The sequence below is a fragment of the Vibrio sp. 1CM24A genome (assembly GCF_023161725.1).
GTDB classification, from domain to species: Bacteria; Pseudomonadota; Gammaproteobacteria; order Enterobacterales; family Vibrionaceae; genus Vibrio; species Vibrio coralliirubri.
In genome coordinates, this window is sequence record NZ_JALNTS010000011.1 from 1 (window position 1) to 20793 (window position 20793).

General features: G+C 45.1%; 14 protein-coding genes and 5 tRNA genes. 13 read left to right on the top strand and 6 right to left on the bottom strand.

The features are described 5' to 3' along the window. Window positions 1-158: 158 nt before the first annotated feature. The gene (gene ilvY / locus MSG38_RS20910; protein WP_248402521.1) at window positions 159-1049 is read right to left on the bottom strand and encodes an HTH-type transcriptional activator IlvY; all 891 of its coding nucleotides are present in this window, start codon (window positions 1047-1049) and stop codon (window positions 159-161) included. 146 nt (window positions 1050-1195) lie between these two features. Here ilvY and ilvC point away from each other — a divergent pair, with 146 nt between their 5' ends. Next, window positions 1196-2680, top strand: coding sequence for a ketol-acid reductoisomerase (gene ilvC, locus MSG38_RS20915; protein ID WP_248402522.1), 1485 nt, complete (start codon window positions 1196-1198; stop codon window positions 2678-2680). Window positions 2681-2954: 274 nt separating this feature from the next. Here ilvC and MSG38_RS20920 read toward each other — a convergent pair whose 3' ends face one another. The 4 genes from MSG38_RS20920 to MSG38_RS20935 all read right to left on the bottom strand — a co-directional run bounded on the left by MSG38_RS20920 (window position 2955) and on the right by MSG38_RS20935 (window position 8166). Then, on the bottom strand, window positions 2955-3206 hold the full coding sequence (locus tag MSG38_RS20920; RefSeq protein WP_009848085.1) for an accessory factor UbiK family protein: 252 nt from the start codon (window positions 3204-3206) through the stop codon (window positions 2955-2957). Between the two features lie 119 nt (window positions 3207-3325). Continuing rightward, the gene (locus tag MSG38_RS20925) at window positions 3326-6448 is read right to left on the bottom strand and encodes a multidrug efflux RND transporter permease subunit (RefSeq protein WP_060983267.1); all 3123 of its coding nucleotides are present in this window, start codon (window positions 6446-6448) and stop codon (window positions 3326-3328) included. An 11-nt stretch (window positions 6449-6459) separates the two neighbouring features. After that, window positions 6460-7566 carry an efflux RND transporter periplasmic adaptor subunit gene (locus tag MSG38_RS20930; protein WP_019820916.1) on the bottom strand — a complete coding sequence of 369 codons (1107 nt, stop codon included), beginning with the start codon at window positions 7564-7566 and terminating at the stop codon, window positions 6460-6462. Window positions 7567-7584: 18 nt separating this feature from the next. Next, window positions 7585-8166, bottom strand: a complete 582-nt coding sequence (locus tag MSG38_RS20935; protein WP_017629442.1) for a TetR/AcrR family transcriptional regulator — start codon at window positions 8164-8166, stop codon at window positions 7585-7587. Window positions 8167-8346: 180 nt separating this feature from the next. Between MSG38_RS20935 and rep the strand changes: the two genes are divergently transcribed. Next, window positions 8347-10365: a DNA helicase Rep gene (gene rep, locus MSG38_RS20940; protein ID WP_050644457.1), complete on the top strand. Its 2019-nt coding sequence runs from the start codon at window positions 8347-8349 to the stop codon at window positions 10363-10365. A 97-nt stretch (window positions 10366-10462) separates the two neighbouring features. Here the strand turns inward: rep and MSG38_RS20945 are convergent, their stop codons facing one another. Beyond that, a complete protein-coding gene (locus tag MSG38_RS20945) occupies window positions 10463-10876 on the bottom strand; it encodes a cytochrome c5 family protein (protein WP_017069626.1) in 414 nt (137 codons plus the stop codon). Window positions 10877-11174: 298 nt separating this feature from the next. Between MSG38_RS20945 and MSG38_RS20950 the strand changes: the two genes are divergently transcribed. From MSG38_RS20950 to MSG38_RS21000, 11 genes are all read left to right on the top strand, one after another. Further along, window positions 11175-11251, top strand: a tRNA-Arg gene (locus tag MSG38_RS20950). A gap of 49 nt (window positions 11252-11300) precedes the next feature. Next, window positions 11301-11376: transfer RNA gene (locus MSG38_RS20955), tRNA-His, on the top strand. A gap of 76 nt (window positions 11377-11452) precedes the next feature. Beyond that, a tRNA-Pro gene (locus tag MSG38_RS20960) sits at window positions 11453-11529 on the top strand. A 44-nt stretch (window positions 11530-11573) separates the two neighbouring features. Next, window positions 11574-11649: transfer RNA gene (locus MSG38_RS20965), tRNA-His, on the top strand. A gap of 55 nt (window positions 11650-11704) precedes the next feature. Next, window positions 11705-11781 (top strand) — tRNA-Pro (locus MSG38_RS20970). Window positions 11782-12728: 947 nt separating this feature from the next. Next, window positions 12729-14456 carry an ABC transporter ATP-binding protein gene (locus MSG38_RS20975; protein WP_019826573.1) on the top strand — a complete coding sequence of 576 codons (1728 nt, stop codon included), beginning with the start codon at window positions 12729-12731 and terminating at the stop codon, window positions 14454-14456. A gap of 94 nt (window positions 14457-14550) precedes the next feature. After that, on the top strand, window positions 14551-16104 hold the full coding sequence (locus MSG38_RS20980; RefSeq protein WP_050633914.1) for an ABC transporter substrate-binding protein: 1554 nt from the start codon (window positions 14551-14553) through the stop codon (window positions 16102-16104). 178 nt (window positions 16105-16282) lie between these two features. Continuing rightward, window positions 16283-17260 carry an ABC transporter permease gene (locus MSG38_RS20985; RefSeq protein WP_008218600.1) on the top strand — a complete coding sequence of 326 codons (978 nt, stop codon included), beginning with the start codon at window positions 16283-16285 and terminating at the stop codon, window positions 17258-17260. Between the two features lie 2 nt (window positions 17261-17262). Next, window positions 17263-18201, top strand: coding sequence for an ABC transporter permease (locus MSG38_RS20990; RefSeq protein ID WP_048607511.1), 939 nt, complete (start codon window positions 17263-17265; stop codon window positions 18199-18201). A gap of 187 nt (window positions 18202-18388) precedes the next feature. After that, window positions 18389-19351, top strand: coding sequence for an SPOR domain-containing protein (locus tag MSG38_RS20995; protein ID WP_248402523.1), 963 nt, complete (start codon window positions 18389-18391; stop codon window positions 19349-19351). Window positions 19352-19549: 198 nt separating this feature from the next. Further along, entirely contained in the window at window positions 19550-20791 is a 1242-nt protein-coding gene (locus MSG38_RS21000; RefSeq protein ID WP_248402524.1) for an NADH:ubiquinone reductase (Na(+)-transporting) subunit B, read from the top strand. Window positions 20792-20793: the final 2 nt, after the last annotated feature.

Sequence of the window (20793 nt, forward strand, 5' to 3'; positions counted from 1 at the left end):
TAATAGCGGTTCTAGGGTTCAAATCCCTATCCCTCCACCACCATTGAAAAGCCCGCTGAGAAATCAGCGGGCTTTTTCATATCTGCTATTTAGAAAAACAAAAAAGAGCACTAACGTGCTCTCTCTACTATTCTCTTAACCAGCATATCTAAAGTTAACTAGTCAGGGAGATATTTTCCTTCGGCTACCTGCCAGAAAGCTCTAATCAATGGGTTCTCAAGTTGAGATCGTTTACAGCAGACACCTAATTCAAAGGATTTGATCGGTTCTATTTTTAAGCGATCGACCTTGTCTCTCACAGGACTGTTGTTAATGACGACATCAGGAGCAATACCCACTCCACAGCCCAGTGCAACCATACTTACAATCGCCTCATGTCCAGATACCTGAGCGTAAATGCTGGGCTTAATCTTCATTTTTTTGAACCATGCATTCGCACGTTCACGGGCAGTGCCTGCTTCGGGAATGATAAAAGGCACTTCATTCCAATTTGGCCTTTCGGATTGCAGTTGCTGACTAAAGCTACTGACACCGGATGGGATGATCACTGACAGTGGTATATCGCTAATGGTTTCGAACTCTAATCTTGAAGGTAAAATGTCTGGTTTAGCTGAAATAGCAATATCAGCTTCATCATTCAGTATCTTGTCAATGGACTGCGCTGGATCACCGGTAGAGAGCTTAAACTCAATATACGGATGAATAGCCCTGAACTCGGTAATGAGTTCAGGAAGGTGACTGTAGCTTGCTGTTACGGAACAGAAAATACGGATCTCACCCTTGAGCTCCTGTTCTCCGCCTTTTAGGTGAAGATTATATTGCTGCCACTCGCCAACGATGCTCAATGCCACAGGTAATAGGTGTTTACCTGCCGGAGTGAGATCAACACTTCGATTATCCCTGATAAGCAGTTCTTGCCCTGTTTCTTCCTCAAGCTTTTGTATCTGACGACTAAGAGCAGAAGGACTGACGTGCATAGCAGCAGCTGTTTTGCTGAAACTCTTGCTATCACATAAATGTATAAATAATTGTAGAGATTTTATGTTCATGTTCTGTGATCGTTTCCATGTTGCATTTATTGCAATAACTAATTGTGAATATATCACTTTCAGCAACGGGATGTCTGTTTTAGTATGAAGTCATTCGATAGAGAGATATCGACCTTACGGACTTATTTTTAAAGGAGTGCCCTACAATGGCTAACTATTTCAATACATTAAACCTTCGTGAGCAACTAGACCAATTAGGTCGCTGCCGTTTCATGGATCGTGAAGAATTTACGACTGAAGCTGAATACCTTGAAGGTAAAAAGATCGTCATTGTTGGTTGTGGTGCTCAAGGCCTAAACCAAGGTCTAAACATGCGTGATTCCGGTCTAGACGTATCTTACGCTCTACGCCAAGCTGCAATTGATGAGAAGCGTCAATCATTCAAGAATGCTGACGAAAACGGCTTTGTAGTTGGTAGCTACGAAACGCTAATCCCTCAGGCAGACTTAGTTATTAACCTTACTCCTGATAAGCAACACACTAATGTTGTTGAGACAGTAATGCCTCTAATGAAAGAAGGTGCTGCTCTTGGTTACTCTCATGGTTTCAACGTTGTTGAAGAAGGCATGCAATTACGTGCTGACCTTACTGTAGTAATGGTTGCACCTAAGTGTCCAGGTTCTGAAGTTCGCGAAGAGTACAAGCGTGGCTTCGGTGTACCAACACTTATCGCTGTTCACCCAGAAAACGACCCTAACGGCGAAGGTTGGGATATCGCTAAAGCTTGGGCTGCAGGTACTGGTGGTCACCGTGCTGGTTGCCTAGAGTCTTCTTTCGTAGCGGAAGTTAAATCTGACCTTATGGGTGAGCAAACAATCCTTTGTGGCATGCTACAAGCGGGTTCTATCGTATCTTACGAGAAGATGATTGCTGACGGTATCGAACCTGGCTACGCAGGTAAGCTTCTACAATACGGTTGGGAAACGATCACTGAAGCACTTAAGTTTGGTGGCGTAACTCACATGATGGATCGCCTATCTAACCCAGCTAAAGTTAAAGCGTTTGAGCTTTCTGAAGAACTTAAAGACCTAATGCGTCCGCTTTACAACAAGCACATGGATGACATCATCTCTGGTCACTTCTCTAGCACAATGATGGCTGACTGGGCGAACGATGACGTGAACCTACTAGGCTGGCGTGAAGAGACAGGCGAAACGGCATTCGAAAACTACCCAGCTTCTGACGTAGAAATCTCAGAGCAAGAGTACTTCGACAACGGTATCCTAATGGTTGCTATGGTTCGTGCCGGTGTTGAGCTAGCATTCGAAGCTATGACGGCATCAGGCATCATCGACGAGTCTGCTTACTACGAATCTCTACATGAGCTTCCACTAATTGCAAACACAGTTGCTCGTAAGCGTCTTTACGAAATGAACGTAGTAATCTCTGATACTGCTGAGTACGGTAACTACCTATTCGCTAACGTAGCAACACCGCTACTACGTGAGAAGTTCATGCCTTCAGTAGCAACAGACGTAATCGGTCGTGGTCTAGGTGAAACATCTAACCAAGTTGATAACGCTAAGCTAATTGAAGTAAACGAAGCTATCCGTAACCACCCTGTAGAGTACATTGGTGAAGAGCTACGTAGCTACATGAGCGACATGAAGCGTATCGCTGTAGGCGGTTAATGAGTCTCTTAGATACTGACAAATTTGCAGAAAAAGCGAAGCAGTATCACTAGCTCCTTACTGATTGGAGTTATAAATAAGCAACACAACATCTAATAGAAAGGCTTGGTCGCCGTTGACCAAGCCTTTTTGCTTTTAGGAACAAAGCCTTATAAATCAATTGAGTGAACATTGCTTGATAGGTCTTCGTCGACTTGCAGTTCTTGATTGATCCTCAGAAATACAAAAGGGTTGGTGCTTTCACACCAACCCTTTCAGTTTTCTTGCTTTACGCTTACTTATCGGCAATCTTTGCTTCTAAGTCCGCTAGCTTTTGTTCCATTTCAGTTAGCTTCTGGCGAGTGCGCAGCAGTACTTGTGTTTGAACATCAAACTCTTCACGGCTCACAACGTCTAGCTTGTTTAGTTGGCCTTGGATAACCTGGCGAACTTTTTGATCTACGTCTGAACCAAGCTCTTTTACTGGTTGAGGCATAGAATCGTGGATCTGCTTAGCAATCTGCTCTAGTTTTTTTGGATCAAACATATCAATTAAAACTCCTGAATATTTACCACTATTCTATTTAATCACACTTGAGATGTCGCCTATGGCGTATAAAAAAAGGCCACCGAAGTAGCCTTTTTATTGTTAATACGACTTAGCGATTACTTATTATCAGCTAATTCTCTGTGTGCTGCTTTTGCTTCATCGACGCGGGCTAGCTTTTCTAGATCTTTGTCTTCAACAAATACAGGTAGAGGTTTGTGTTTTTCAGCCAAGTAGCTGTAAATCACTGGCAGTACAAATAGCGTGAAGATAGTACCAATCGCTAGACCTGCAACGATTACGATACCAATACTAAAGCGCTGAGCTGCACCCGCACCACTTGCGTACATCAGTGGGATTAGACCCGCGATCATCGCCGCCGTTGTCATCAGGATTGGACGAAGACGAACCTTCGCCGCTTCCATTACCGCTTCGATACGAGTCTTGTGATGATGTAGCTGCTCTTCTTTTGCAACTTCACAGATCAAGATACCGTGTTTGGTAATCAGACCAACCAAGGTGATCAAACCTACCTGCGAGTAGATGTTCATCGTTGCCGCACCCCAAGCTAGAGCTATTAGAGCACCACAGATCGCCAGTGGTACAGATACCATGATAACCAATGGATCCTTAAGAGATTCGAATTGAATCGCAAGTACCAAGAAGATGATAGCTAGTGCTAGACCAAAGGTCGCGTAAAGTGCGCTACCTTCAGTTACGTATTGGCGCGCTTCACCCATGTAATCGTGGTTGTAGCCACTTGGTAGTTTATTTGCTGCCGTATCTTCAAACCAAGCAATTGCATCACCCATTGCCGCACCTGGTGCAGGTACCGCACCAATCGTCGCTGAGTTCAATTGGTTGAAGTGAGGAAGAGAACGAGGTTCTGCCACAACATCAATCGTAATCAAACTGCCTAGTGGAACGGCGTTACCATCAGCTGCTCGAACGTAGTAGTTGTTCATTGACTCTGGGTTCAAACGGAATTTACGTTCAACCTGAGGAATTACCTCGTAAGAACGTCCATTTAAGTCAATACGGTTGACGTAGCCGTCTGACATCATGGTACCTAGCGTGATACCGATATCTTGCATGGTCACACCGTATGCGCCCGCTTTATCCTTGTCGATGTTGATCTTCATGGTTGCTGAGTCGTAGTTCAGGTCGAGATCTGAATATACAAACAGTGGATTTGAAGATACATCAGCCAGAATGTCAGTGGTGATTTGGAACAAGCTTTCAAAACTGTTTGGCGTTGTAATGACAAACTGAATTGGAAGGCCTGAACCTGCACCTGGTAGTTCTGGCATTTGGAACGCTGTTACTGCCATTCCAGGAACATCTTTCACTAAACCACCAACGCGGTTTGCTACTTCTGATTGGCTTGCTTCACGCTCACTCCATGGAACCATAGATGCAATACCAAACGCTTGGTTTGCATTAGGAACACCAGTAAACACCTGCGCGTACGCTACTTCTGGCTGGTCAGACAGAATTGTGTTTACGTCGTTCATGGTATTTTGCATGAAGTCTAAGTTCGCATTCGAAGGTGCTGTACCCATTAGCATGATTACACCCTTATCTTCTGAAGGTGCTAACTCACTAGGGATGAACTTGAATAACATTGGCAAACTTGCAAATACGATGATAGCAAAGCCAATGAATACTGGACGATGCTGCATTACCGCGCCAAGCATACGCTCGTAACGGTTAGTCATACCATCCAGTACGCCATGAACTTTCTGTTCAAACTTGCTTGGCTCAGCGTGAGCTTTCAGCATTTTTGAACACATCATTGGCGATAGCGTAAGTGCCACAATACCTGACACGAAAACCGAACCAGCTAGGGTTAACGCAAACTCTTTAAATAGCGAGCCTGTGATACCACCCATCATTGCGATTGGAGCATATACCGCACCTAGCGTTAGTGTCATTGCGATAACAGGTACCGCAATTTCACGGGTACCGATAATCGCCGCACGGAAAGGGGACTCCCCGAGCTTGATGTGCCGGTCGACGTTCTCAAGTACTACGATAGCATCATCTACCACCAAGCCGATGGCGAGTACCATTGCCAGTAGTGTCATCAGGTTCCAAGAGAAACCCATTGCCTGCATTACCATTGCCACACCAATCAAAGACAGTGGGATAGTAACGATAGGAATCAGTACCGCTCGGAATGAACCTAAGAACAAGGTAATTACGATCAATACGATTAATGCAGCTTCAAGGATTGTCTTGATAACCTCTTGAATTGACTCGTTAATTGCAATGGTTGAATCGTACATTACGTTCATAGAGATGTTGCTTGGTAGGTTCTTCTCTAGTTGAGGGAGAAGCTCAAGTACATCTGCAGCGATGTTGATTGGGTTGGCACTTGGTGCCGCATTAATCGCAGCAACAACCGCTTCCTGACCGTTTGCACTTGCACGGTAAACGTCGTGGCTTTTCTCTAGAGAAACCTTAGCGATGTCAGACAGACGAATAATCTCACCTTCACCACTTCTAACGACTAAGTTCTCTAATTCTTCAGTGTTCGATACTTGCGTGTCGGCACTGCCGTTATAAAGAACAAATTCGCCGGTTGCTTGACCTGTAGCCGATTGGTAGTTGTTGGCATTCAATACCGTCATCACATCGCTAGCAGTTAGATTAACTGCAGCCATTTTTGACGGATCTAGCCATACGCGTAGTGCGTATTTCATACCACCATATAGGTCAACTTTCGATACACCGTTTACCGTAAATAGCTGCGGGTTAATTACACGCTCTAGATAATCGGTAATTTGGCTCGACACCAACTCATCACTAGTAAAACCAATGTAGAGTACCGCTGTTGTTGAACCGGTCGACATAGTCACGGTTGGATCTTCGGCTTCTTTAGGAAGCTGAGAACGTACCGAGTTTGTCTTGGCCAGTATGTCAGACAGCGCTGCATTCGGGTCGGTGTTCAACTTCATGTTCACCGTAATCGTCGAGCTACCGAGTACAGAAGAGGAAGTCATATAGTCGATGTTATCCGCTTGCGCCACAGCCTGTTCGAGGGGCTGGGTGATAAAGCCTTGGATAAGATCGGCACTTGCACCGTAGTAACTCGTGGTTACGGTTACAACGGTATTCGTCATTTCAGGGTATTCACGCACCTGCATTTTGAAGATTGCTTGTAAGCCAAGCAGCGCAATCAAAAAGCTGATGGATACCGCTAGAACTGGACGTTTAATAAAAACATCAGTAAAGCGCATTGTGCCTCCAGTTACAGCTTAGGTGTTTCAGATGGTGGAGTGATTGCATCACTTTCAACAACCTTAACTTTGGCGCCGTTACTTAGACGTACTTGGCCAGAAGTTACAACCGTATCGCCAGCTTTAACGCCTTCAAGGATGTGCGCGATATCTGCTGTGCGTTCACCAACTTTCACGACGTGTTGAGCAACACGCTGAACGCCGTCTTCTTCAGTCAGGATGTAAACATTGTCACCGTATAGAGTGAAAGTAATCGCCGTTTGCGGCAGGGTTACTTGGTTCTCTAGTTTAGGCAGAATGATGTTAGCGCGAGCGAACATGCCACTACGAAGCTTGCCATCATTGTTTGGAATATCCGCTTGAACTTGGATAAGACCACTTTGGATGCTTACTGCAGGTTCAATAGCACTGATAGAGCCTTCAAACGGTTTTTCTGGGTAAGCATCAACAAAGATGTCGATAGCCTGGCCAACATTAATGCGAGAGATATCTGTTTGAGAAACTGTGAAGCGCAGGCGCATGACACTGGTGTCTTCTAAACGAACGATATCGGTACCCGATTGTAGGTATTGACCTAGGTATACGTTACGAATACCAACCTTGCCATCAAAAGGTGCGCGAATTTCACGACGCTCGATCGATGCTTTTAGGCTTTCAATGTCAGCAGATAGAGAGAAGTAGTTCGCTTCTGCTTCATCGTACGCTTCTTTAGAGATAGAACCTTTCTTGAATAGACCTTGGTAACGTTTGTATTTTGCTTTCGCAGCAGGCAAACGAGCTTCAGAACTCTTTAGGTTTGCTTTCTCTACGTCAGAATCAAGACGCACCAGTTGCTGACCATTCTTAACATCAGTACCGGACTCGAAAGAGATCTGGTCAATAACACCGCTGGTTTCGTTCGCTAGTGTCACACCTTGGTTAGGTTCGATGAAGCCGATAGCTTCAATCACTGGAACCCAGTCGATCGGCTGAACTTCAGTTACCGTTACTGGAAACTCTGGTTCAGGGCGGTTGGCCATATACTCAGCAATTTTTTGTTGTTTGAACATGTTAAACCCAATAACGCTGCCGAAAAGTAGTACAGCGATGAGTAACATGAAGAAAGTCCACTTTTTCATTATGGTCAAAACTCCGATCTAGTGTTTAATTATTGCGTCCCAACTGGCTTCGATTGCAGATTCTAGTTCTGCCTCATCAAGTTGGTAAAATCCTAAAGAATGCTTGCGTGCTAGAGAAACACTAGCCGCCAAGCTCAATCCACCTAATACTTCATTGTTAAGTGGTTTAAACAATCCTTGTTCTTTCCCCTCATTAAATAGCAGCTCAACTTGGGCAAACATTTTACGTTCTAGTTCCCTGAAGTTTAGGCTATTTGTGATGGGTAGAGAGTCATACTGAACCCGATTTTTTATTGCGGCTAAATTCGTTCCTGCTAAGTTCCATATGTTCAACCACATAGTACGGTAGCGTTGTTTAATTGGATCCGAATCATTAACCCCTTCTTGAACAGCATCAGCTACTCTTTGAGTCACGAGCATTCGAACATCTTCTATCAAATGCTCTTTATCATCGAAGTAGCGATAGATAGTGCCTGCAGCCACTCCCGCTTCTTTGGCTAATTTTTGCATTGAAAGGCCTTGGAAACCGACCTCTGCAATTAGCTTTTCAGCTGCAGAAAGTATTTGCTGGCGTTTATCCCGAGGTGCATGAGTTGTCATATTTCAACCACCAATGAATGAACGTTCATTCATTATAGCCTAATAACCACACACATGTGCAACAAAGTTTTACATAATCAGCGTAAAAATCTTGTATAAGAGAACGTAGCATTCGTGCTGTTGCAGCATTATTATAGGCGCGCAATTGAATTCGCCCCTCTAGACCAAACTGAGAATCAAATGAAACTGAACCCAAGACAAGATGAAGCCGTGAAATATGTTTCGGGCCCCTGCTTAGTATTAGCGGGTGCTGGATCCGGTAAAACACGTGTTATCACGAATAAGATCGCTTACTTGGTTCAAGAGTGTGGCTATAAGGCGCGCAATATTGCAGCGGTAACCTTTACCAATAAAGCGGCACGTGAGATGAAAGAGCGTGTTGGGCAAACTCTGGGTAAGGGCGAATCGAAAGGGCTGATTGTTTCGACCTTTCATACCATGGGTTTAACCATCATTCGTCGTGAATATAAAGCGCTGGGTTTGAAAGCGGGTTTCTCTCTGTTTGATGACCAAGACCAACTAGCTCTGTTAAAAGAGTTAACAGAGAGACAGATCGATGGTGATAAGGATTTGCTGCGCGCTTTAATGAGCACCATTTCGAATTGGAAAAATGACATGCTGACGCCAGATCAGGCGAAAGCTCGTGCTCAAGGCGAACAAGAGCAGTTGTTTGCATTCTGTTTTGAGATGTACCAGAAACAGATGAAGGCATACAACGCACTCGATTTTGATGATCTGATTGCGATGCCTGTATTGTTACTGAAAACCAATCAAGAGGTGCGTGAGCGCTGGCAATCGCGTATCCGCTATTTACTGGTCGATGAATACCAAGATACCAACACCAGCCAATATGAGTTGGTTCGTTTACTGGTGGGAGAGCGTGGTCGCTTGACGGTAGTAGGTGACGATGACCAATCTATCTATTCATGGCGTGGTGCAAAACCGCAAAACTTGGTGTTGCTGGGTGAGGATTATCCGAATCTTCGCTTGATCAAACTCGAGCAAAACTATCGTTCAACCAGTCGAATCTTACGTGCAGCGAACATCTTGATCGCCAACAACCCACACGTTTATGAAAAGTCACTGTTCTCAGAGATCCCAGACGGTGAAAAGCTCAAGGTACTGAATGCCAAGAATGAAGAGCATGAGGCCGAGCGTATTACCGGTGAGATCATCGCTCATAAGTTTTTGAATCGTACTGAATATAAAGATTACGCAGTGCTTTACCGTGGTAACCACCAATCGCGCTTGATTGAAAAAGCCTTGATGCAGAACCGTGTGCCTTACAAGATCTCTGGCGGTACTTCTTTCTTCGCCAGAGCAGAAATTAAAGACATCATGGCGTACCTGCGTGTGTTGGTGAACCCAGATGATGACAACGCCTTCCTACGTATTGTAAACACACCGCGTCGTGAGATTGGTCCGGTGACGCTTGAGAAATTAGGCAGCTATGCCAACATGCGTGGTAAGAGCCTCTTTGAAGCCAGCTTTGAGATGGGCTTGGAGCAGACCCTGACGGGACGTGGTCTAGAAAACCTGCGCCGTTTCGGTGACTGGATTGTTCGTATCTCAGATAATGCTGAGCGTGGTAATACGGTTGAAGCCGTTCGCTCTTTGGTTCGTGACATCAACTACGAAGATTGGTTGTACGAAACCTCAGCGAGCCCGAAAGCCGCTGAAATGCGAATGAAGAACGTCTCTGATCTCTATAGTTGGATTGTGGCCGATCTTGAGGGTGACAACTACGACAAAGAAGAGAAAACCCTACGCGAGGTGGTTCAACGTTTAACGCTGCGCGACATGATGGAGCGTGGTGAAGATGACGATGACGCAGACCAAGTTCAATTAATGACATTGCACGCATCGAAAGGCCTAGAGTTCCCGTATGTATTTCTTATGGGTGCAGAAGAGGGCATCTTGCCGCACCAAACCAGTGTCGATGAAGGTAACGTAGAAGAAGAACGTCGTCTTATGTATGTAGGGATTACTCGAGCTCAGAAAGAGCTGACCTTTACTAAGTGTCGTGAACGTCGTCAATATGGTGAATTGATTAAGCCAACACAAAGTCGCTTTCTAGACGAGTTGCCGCATGAGGACGTTGAGTGGGAAAGCGTTAAGAAGCCTCAATCCGCTGAAGAAAGAATGGAAAAAGGGCAGGCACACATTGCGAATATTCGTGCGATGTTCAACAAGAAATAAAGCTCAGCTTTAATAGCACTATATTAGAAGCCAATAAAAAAGGTGACCATGAGGTCACCTTTTTTGAATCTGGCATTTTTAATTACAGATCGGTAAATTACAGACCGGCAATCATGTGCTCGATAGCATCTTTGATTTCATCGTCTGAACAGTCCATACATGAACCTTTCGCTGGCATCGCATTGAAACCGTTGATTGCGTGGTCAGCTAGGATGTCGCGACCTTGAGCAATACGAGGGCCCCAATCTCCAGCATCACCTGTTTTAGGTGCGCCACTTACGCCAGATGCGTGACAAGCGATACAAAAGGTACCGTAAACTGCTGCGCCATCACGAGGGCCTGTTGGTTCTGCGGCTACTGGCTCGCTGCCGACTAGGTAAACTTGGCCAACTGGTTTGATGCGTTCAGCAATTGCATCTTGCTCCGCTTCGCTAAGGCCTGCAGCCATTGCGCCAGTTGAAAAGGTTAAAACTGCGATGACAACGCTTAAAATTCGACGAGACATATCCATTAAACTCACTTTACATTCCCAAGGTAAGTACATGCTTACCAATTTATAGTGTTGGAAGGGTGTTTTGGCTTTAACCAGCAAAGAGCAACTGTTAAACCAATGTAAATAATGGGTGATTATATCCCGATAAGTTGTTGCAATAAACAACAACTTATAAGCTGTGGCGGGTTGTAGTACTCAAATAAGGGGTTTATCACATATTAACTGTCGAAAAAGAGACCAAACAGAAAAAAAAGTTAAAAAAGTACTAGACGGCATTGGGTGATATACGTATTATTCCACTCCGCCGACAGGGCATGCGCCTGTAGCTCAGCTGGATAGAGCGTTGGCCTCCGGAGCCAAAGGCCGAAGGTTCGAATCCTTTCAGGCGCGCCATCCGGTCTCTTACTTCGGTAAGTGAGAAATTGGCACAAAAGAAATAATGGTGGCTATAGCTCAGTTGGTAGAGCCCTGGATTGTGATTCCGGTGGTCGCGAGTTCGAATCTCGTTAGCCACCCCATTCTTTCTTTATAAAATATCGGTAGCTTCGGCTTCCTGTGTTGATTCACTATCCCAAGAATCGATACAAAATTAGTCGGTGAATAGCGCAGCTTGGTAGCGCATCTGGTTTGGGACCAGAGGGTCGGGGGTTCGAATCCCTCTTCACCGACCACTATTTCAATAATCGCTTTTAAGCGGTTATATAAAAAATTAGTGGTGGCTATAGCTCAGTTGGTAGAGCCCTGGATTGTGATTCCGGTGGTCGCGAGTTCGAATCTCGTTAGCCACCCCATTAATTTTGGTAACTTCTTTGAAGTTCCCAGTTTGAGAAATCAAACGAAATGTCTCGGTGAATAGCGCAGCTTGGTAGCGCATCTGGTTTGGGACCAGAGGGTCGGGGGTTCGAATCCCTCTTCACCGACCACCTTAAGAAAGCTCATCAGAAATGATGAGCTTTTTTTTCATCTGTAGATCACTAGATAGGAACCCAAATGGGTTCGCCTGATGTTCAAAGAATGTCTCTTCACCGCTCACTTAAGAAGCATCATCAGAAATGACGGGCTTTGTTGCATATGTCGTGTCAGTATTCTTCAATTATTGCTTCCCACAGTGTTGAATTGGTCCAGTTCGACTCGCTCCTCTTTAATAAACTCCTTTTAGAAGCAAGAATCCCACCTTCGATCTCCTCGATTATTACGTCTGTATGGAGGTAGTTCATTTATCAAACGGAAAGATCTATATCTAATTTTATATAAAATAACCACTCAATAATTCGACAAATTAATAGGTCTGGTCTAGAGATTTTTGTGAAAAGTTGAATTTGGCCCTTAATCTGCTCACTAACCCATGTATTTGACAGCTTTCTACGCATTTGGTCGTTCAAAACTCCTCAGATTTATTAAGCCTTTCGTTTCTCTGGTTTGTATTTATCAAAAAAATACAAACGGTTAAATGTATGGTTACTTGGCGTTTATCTAGTTGTTTTATTTGTTTAAATTAACAAAGTTAGCGTTTGTTTCTATAGTGTTAATTGTTTTTTGGAATAATTATTTGTTTTTATTGAATGGTAGTGAGATCTGCTTTGAAGCACAGGTTTAACTCTACAAGTAAGCAGTGGTAAGGAGTTTGTGAGTATTTCTTGCCGGTAATATAATGTTGATTTTTCTTACTATATGCTCTCTGTGTGAATAGTTATGTGGCACTTTTGCTTGCTAAGCGTTTAATGTCGACTTTTTATCCTATTTTTGTTGCTTTTCTGTGAATTATTTGCCAAATTGTCAACCGTATAAAATATCAGAACAATATTCTGGTAAGAATGGATTCAATTTTGCAGACAGGGCAGAAAGCTGCCAAAGCAGTAGAGGTCTGGTAATGTCACTTTTAGAAGTAAAAAATCTTCGTATCGAATACCCATCTCGTCATGGAGTTCACGCCGCAGTTAAATCGCTTTCGTTCAACATCGAACGTGGTGAGATCGTTGGTGTTGTAGGCGAGTCTGGTGCAGGTAAATCAACAGTAGGTAATGCTGTGATCGATTTGCTGAGCCCTCCCGGCCGCATTGCTAGCGGCGAGGTATTTCTGGATGGCGAAAAAGTCTCTGGCTTATCTCCTGAACAGATGCGTTCTGTTCGCGGCTCAAAGATTGGTTTTATCTTCCAAGACCCAATGACTTCTCTTAACCCTCTATTCACAGTAGAACAGCAGTTAAAAGAGACGATTCATGCCAACATGAAGGTTTCGGATCAAGAAGCCTACCAGCGTTCATTAGACTTGATGAACCAAGTGGGTATCCCACAACCTGAAAACCGTTTAAAGCAGTACCCACACCAGTTCTCTGGCGGTATGCGTCAGCGTGTGGTTATCGCGATCGCATTGGCTGGTGAACCTGACCTTATCATCGCAGATGAACCAACGACGGCACTGGATGTGTCTATTCAAGATCAAATCTTAGGTTTGATTCGCGATCTATGTATTAAGAAAAACGTAGGTTGTATGTTGGTCACGCACGACATGGGCGTGGTATCAAACGTTACCGACCGCGTAGCCGTTATGTATCGTGGTGACTTAGTTGAGTTTGGCCCGACGGCGAAAGTCCTTGGTACTCCTGAACACCCATACACACACAGTCTTATCTCAGCGGTTCCACGTTCAGACCGTAAACTTGATCGTTTCCCTCTTGTGAGCTACATCGAAGAAGCGCACGAGATGGAGCCTCTAGATGTGAAAAACCACTGGTTAGGCCAAAGCCAAGATCACCGTGATTACACTGGCCCATTGTTGAATGTTGAAAACGTGCACTTACGCTTTACCACCAAAGATTCTTTCTTTGAGAGTCGTCGTGAGTACGTTCAAGCATCAAACAACGTGAGCTTTGAAGTGCATGAAGGTGAGACGTTTGGCTTAGTAGGTGAGTCAGGCTCAGGTAAATCAACGATTGCTCGTGTGATTGCTGGCTTGTACGCACCCAACTCAGGCAAGGTAACGTTTGAAGGCGTTGACCTGACTGGGCTTAAATCTGAAAAAGAGCGTCGCCCAATGCGCCGCCAAATGCAGATGGTTTTCCAAAACCCATACACATCAATGAATCCTCGAATGAAGATATTCGACATCATTGCTGAGCCTATCCGATTCCATAAACTGACGCGTAACGAGAATGAAACTCGTCAGATCGTGAACGACCTGCTAGAGCACGTTGGTTTGGGCGTAATGGCCGGGGTTAAGTACCCACACGAATTCTCAGGTGGTCAACGTCAGCGTATATCTATCGCTCGCGCTTTGGCTACTCGTCCTCGTCTTTTGATTTGTGATGAACCTACCTCGGCACTGGATGTGTCGGTACAGGCTCAGATCCTCAACCTATTAAAAGACTTACAAGACGAGCTAAACCTAACCATGCTGTTCATCAGTCACGATTTACCGGTTATTCGCCAAATGTGTGATCGTGTTGGTGTGATGCAAATGGGAGAGCTATTGGAAGTTGCGCCAACCGAGCAGCTATTCCAATCGCCTCAGCATGAATACAGCAAACACCTAATTTCTTTAATGCCTGAATTTACAGGTCTAAGAGAAGAAAAAGCAGTGGCACAAGCCGCGGTATAAAAATCAGCAGGCTGGAGTTTAGCTTGCTAAAAACAATAAACAGACGCAAATACAACAACTAGGGATCTGGATTCCCGCATGAAGGAGTTATGCAATGAAAACCATGAAAAGCAAATTAGCAGTAGCTTTAATGGCAGCTGGCCTAAGCTTTAGTGCAGCAGCAGCAGATATTACCGTTGGCTACGCAGCTGACCCTGTATCACTTGACCCGCACGAGCAGCTGTCTGGTGGCACACTGCAAATGTCTCACATGGTGTTTGACCCTCTAGTACGTTTCACGAAAGAGATGGATTTTGAAGGCCGCCTAGCATCTAGCTGGGAGCGTGTTGATGAAACGACTTTCCGTTTCAACCTACGTAAAGGTGTGAAATTCCACTCTGGTAACGAACTGACTGCTGATGATGTTGTGTGGACTTTTGAACGTCTACAAGCTTCTCCAGACTTTAAGTCTATCTTCACGCCATACGAAAAAATGGTAAAAGTGGATGACTACACAGTTGAGCTAGTATCAAAAGCGGCTTACCCACTAGTACTACAAACAGCAACTTACATCTTCCCAATGGACAGCAAGTTCTACTCTGGCCAAACAGCGGAAGGTAAAGACAAGTCTGAGCTAGTTAAGCACGGTAACTCGTTTGCTTCGACTAACGTTTCAGGTACTGGTCCTTTCATCGTAACGCAGCGTGAGCAAGGCGTTAAAGTAACGTTCGAACGTTTCAACGATTACTGGGATACAGAAACTGAAGGTAACGTAGACAAGCTAACACTTGTGCCAATCAAAGAAGACGCGACACGTGTTGCAGCACTTCTTTCTGGCGACGTTGATATGATTCACCCAGTAGCACCAAACGATCACAAGCGTGTTAAAAACGCTAAGAACATCGATCTAGTAACGCTACCTGGTACTCGTATCATCACGTTCCAAATGAACCAAAACAGCAACGAAGCACTTAAAGATGTTCGCGTTCGTCAGGCGATTGTTCACGCAATCAACAACGAAGGTATCGTTAAGAAGATCATGAAAGGCTTCGCAACAGCTGCTGGTCAGCAAAGCCCAACAGGCTACGCGGGTCACAACGAAGACCTAGTTCCTCGTTACGATCTGAAAAAAGCGAAAGAGCTGATGAAAGAAGCGGGCTACGAAGATGGCTTTACGCTAACTATGATGGCACCAAACAACCGTTACGTGAACGATGCGAAAGTAGCGCAAGCGTCTGCGGCAATGCTGTCTAAGATTGGTATCAAAGTTGATCTTAAGACTATGCCTAAAGCACAGTACTGGCCTGAGTTTGACCTATGTTCAGCAGACATGATGATGATCGGCTGGCACTCAGATACTGAAGATTCAGCTAACTTTAACGAGTTCCTAACTATGACTCGTAACGAAGAGACTGGCCGTGGTCAATACAACTGTTCTGGTTACTCAAACCCAGAAATGGATGCGATTGTAGAAGCTTCTAACACTGAAACTGACCCAGTTAAGCGTGCTGAAATGCTGAAAGGCGTTGAAGCAACACTGTACAACGACGCAGCATTTGTACCTCTACACTGGCAGAGTGAAGCGTGGGGCGCGAAGTCTAACGTAGGTGCAGCAGACGTAGTAAACCCAATGGTTATGCCTTACTTCGGCGACCTAGTTGTAAAATAATCTAGCTTGCTAGAATCGAGAGCCTGAAGTTTTTCAGGCTCTCAAATTATTAAGAAATAGATTTAAGTTTCGGTATTTGGTCTTCCTTCAGTCTGGCTAAATACCTTTTTTAAGACTGAATTTTGTTATCTAGTCGCGGATTTCGATTAGATAGTCATGGATAGATAAGGGGCAAGGAATGGTTACGTTTCTGGTCAAGCGCCTGTTTCAGGCACTGATAGTGATGTTTGTGATCAGTTTGGTGGCGTTTGCCATTCAGGATAACCTGGGCGACCCGTTGCGTGAGTTAGTCGGTCAATCTGTTTCAGAATCGGAGCGTCAAGCGCTGCGTGATGAACTCGGCTTAAATGATCCCTTCATTACAAAATACACTCGCTTTGTGGGCGCCGCTCTACAAGGTGATCTTGGTACTTCATATTTCTTTAAACGCCCTGCTGTGGACGTAATCTTAGATAAACTAGTCGCAACGCTTGAACTTGTGTTTGGCGCTTCTCTGATCATTGTTTGTCTGTCGATTCCACTTGGCGTTTATTCTGCAATACACCCAAAAAGCTTCTTCACTAAACTGGTGATGGCGGGCAGTAGTATCGGCATTTCTGTGCCTGTTTTCTTAACCGCAATCATGTTGATGTATGTATTCTCTATTGAATTAGGTTGGCTGCCGTCGTTTGGACGTGGTGAGACCGCAAACTGGTTTGGTTGGGAGTCTGGCTTCTTAACGATAGATGGCCTTGCGCACTTAGTGCTGCCGAGTATTGCTCTAGCATCTATCATGCTGCCGCTATTCATTCGTCTAGTACGTTCTGAAATGCTAGAGGTTCTTAGCTCTGAATATATCAAGTTTGGTAAAGCAAAAGGCCTAGCGCTGAACAAGATTTACTACCAACACGCTTTGAAGAACACAATGCTACCTGTACTAACGGTAGGTGGTGTTCAAATCGGTACCATGGTGGCATATACCATTCTGACTGAAACTGTATTCCAGTGGCCGGGTACCGGCTTCCTATTCCTTGAAGCGATTAACCGAGTGGATACTCCACTGATTACCGCATACGTTATTTTCGTTGGCCTGATCTTCGTAGTAACGAACACCATTGTTGACCTGCTTTACGGCATCATTAACCCAACAGTGAACATTACAGGGAAAGGAGCATAAGCATGGAACACACAACAACAGCTCCATCTCGTTGGGAGCGATTCAAGCAGTCAGACATTCTGTACTACTTCTTACGCGATAAAGTGGCAATGGTGAGCTTCGCTATCTTTGCAGCTTTCCTTGTGATGGCATTAGCGGCACCGATTCTAGCGCCAACAGACCCGTATGACGTGACGTCTATCGACATCATGGACTCTGAATTGCCACCATCTTGGATGGAAGACGGCGAAGAACGCTTCCTACTGGGTACTGATGAGCAAGGTCGCGACATCTTATCTACGATGCTTTACGGCTCGCGTCTGTCATTGACGATCGGTTTCCTAGCGGTAGGTCTTCAGCTGACTCTCGGTATCATCATTGGTCTGTCTGCGGGTTACTTCGGTGGTCGTATTGATAGCTTCCTGATGCGTTTTGCCGATGTTCAGCTTTCGTTCTCAACCATGATGGTTGCGATCATTGTCTCGGCCATCTTTAAGGCGAGTTTCGGTAGTGACTTCTACGCGCAATATGCCGTTGTTATGCTCGTGGTGATCATCGGTATTGCTGAATGGCCGCAGTATGCTCGTACGATTCGTGCATCGGTATTGGCAGAGAAGAAGAAAGAGTACGTAGAAGCGGCACGTGTGATGGGCTTTAGAGCGCCTCGCATCATGTTCCGTCATATTCTGCCTAACTGTTTATCACCGATTCTGGTTATCTCTACGGTACAGGTGGCAAATGCCATCATGTCAGAAGCGGCACTTTCTTTCCTAGGTTTAGGCCTTCCGGTAGACCAACCGTCACTCGGTGCCCTGATCAGTACTGGTTTTAACTACATTTTCTCAGGAGCATGGTGGATCACAGCATTCCCAGGTGTGCTTTTGGTAACATTGGTTCTCGTTATTAACCTATTAGGCGACTGGTTACGTGACGTGTTTAACCCGAAAATTTATAAAGGGTGATAGCCCGGTTTGATTTTTAGTAAAAAAAGTCACTAAATTAAGAGCCGTAAGCAATTACGGCTCTTTTTTTGCTTAATGGATCTGGAACTTAGTATCATTGATAGAGTCAATAATACTTAAAATGGAATTCATGTTTTATCGACATAGATTCGGTAATAATTAGCCCGCAAGGGTTTAAGTGGTGGTTATGAAATTGACAATGAATGCTGTATGTCGTGCTGTGACGAGAAATTATCGTATGGGGCTTATCGCTGCATCTCTTTTGGTATCGAGCCAAGTGAATGCAGAATCGGTTCTATGTGATGCAACTCAGGCAAGCACCAACCAATTACCACAGCTAGAGCAATCATGTCCGATCGGTAAGGGCGTTTGGGGTAGCAAGGCGCCTAAACGTCACTCAGACAACGAACTGTTTTGGGTTCAATGTGGCTTGCTGAATAAGCCTTTGTCACTGAACCGAGCAAAACCTCTGTATGAGAAGATCTCGACCAACGTTTGGATGAAGCCAGAAGGCGGAGACTACCGTTGCTTAATCGGACCTTACTCTACCTTCTCGGATGCGAGAAAAGACCTAACTCAGGTACGTAAGGTTCCTGGTTACGGTGAAGCGTTTATTCGTATGGTCGATAAGTCGAAAACTTCATCACAGCCTATCGTTGCAAAAGCGGTAGAACCAAAAGCGGTGACGCCCAAGGCTCCTGCAAAAGTAGAAGCTAAGCCTGCACCGAAACCTGTGGCTGCTAAGCAAGCGGCGGCGGTAACGAGCGCTGCTGTTATTCAGACATTACCAAGCGGTAACGCGAGCTCAGACAATGATCTAGAGATCGAGATTCGCGTGAAAGCAGACGTTGCGGGTAGCCAATATGCGATTCCTTACCTTCTAGACCATCAACAACAGTTCTACATGGAGCAAGGTAAGCCTTGGAGCCGCCTAGATTACGATAGCGCTGAATTGGTGTGTAATCAGGTCAACATGAAGCTGATGAGTGAAAAGCAATGGCAGAGCATCTTGAACTCAAAGGTTATGGAAAAACAGAACTGGCCAATGCATCTCCCTTATTGGGGCGCAGATAAGAAAGGTCTGTTTACCAACGGTAACGTCAACCAATTGAAAGGCTCTTCATTGCTCAATGTGATGTGCGTTAAGTAACGATGACCGTTGTTATACCAAATAAGCCTCAGTCATTGCTGGGGCTTTGTTGTTTATACGCCCTTCTTTTTCAACATAGGTTCGACTTTTAGATACTCGTTCTTCAAGACGAATTTGATTAAAAATCGCTAAAAATTGTTCAAATAGCGCGGTTGATGCGTAGAAAACCATAACTCAAGCAATAAGGTGATTGAGATTATGAGTTTAAAAAAACGATTAGAAGACGTGGCTCCACGCTTTGAAGCCGGAGGGAAGTACGAAAAGCTTTACCCTGTGTATGAGGCTTTCGCGACAATATTCTATACACCCGGAAACGTAAATCGCGGCATAACCCATGTTCGTGACAGTATTGACCTAAAGCGCATCATGATTCTGGTGTGGTTGGCGACCTTCCCGGCAATGTTCTGGGGTATGTATAACGTCGGACATCAAAGCGTCCTCGCATTAACCTCCAGCTATCAACTTAACGAACTTGCCTCAGTTATTGAAAGCAGGTGGCGTCTGTCGTGGGCATTTGGTGATGCGCAGTCATTGATAGCAAGTGGCTGGGCAAATCAGATGTTGCTTGGTGCACTCTATTTTCTACCCGTTTATGCTACGGTGTTTGTGGTAGGTGGCTTCTGGGAGGTACTGTTTGCTGTCGTGCGTAAGCACGAAGTTAATGAAGGCTTCTTTGTTAGCTCGGTGCTGTTTGCACTCATCCTCCCGCCGACTATACCTCTATGGCAAGCCGCGTTAGGTATCACTTTTGGTATCGTTGTCGCCAAAGAGCTGTTCGGTGGTACTGGGCGCAACTTCCTTAACCCTGCACTCGCAGGCCGCGCGTTTCTCTATTTCGCGTATCCAGCCAACATGTCGGGTGGACTTGTGTGGGTTGCCGCTGACGGCTATTCAGGCGCGACACCGCTGAGTCAATGGTATGAAGGCGGTAGTTCGTCACTCATCAACAACATGACAGGTAAGGCGATCACTTGGATGGATGCCTTCATCGGTAATATTCCGGGCTCAATGGGCGAAGTGTCTTCACTGCTGATTATGCTGACCGGTGTGATTTTGATTGTGATGAAGATAGCTTCTTGGCGCATTGTAGCTGGGGTGATTGTCGGTCTTGTGGTGACGTCGAGCTTGATGAACTGGATTGGCTCTGATACCAACTCGATGTTCTCGATGCCGTTCTACTGGCACTTTGTGTTGGGCGGTGTTGCGTTTGGTACCTTCTTCATGGCGACCGACCCAGTTTCTGCCGCTTTTACCAACCAGAGTAAGTGGGCTTACGGGATCTTGATTGGTGTAATGACGGTCGGTATCAGAGTGCTTAATCCAGCCTACCCAGAGGGCATTATGCTGGCTATCTTGTTTGCTAACTTGTTTGCTCCATTGTTCGACTTTATTGTGAAAGAGCAAAACATCAAACGCAGACAAAAACGTACAGCACGATAAGA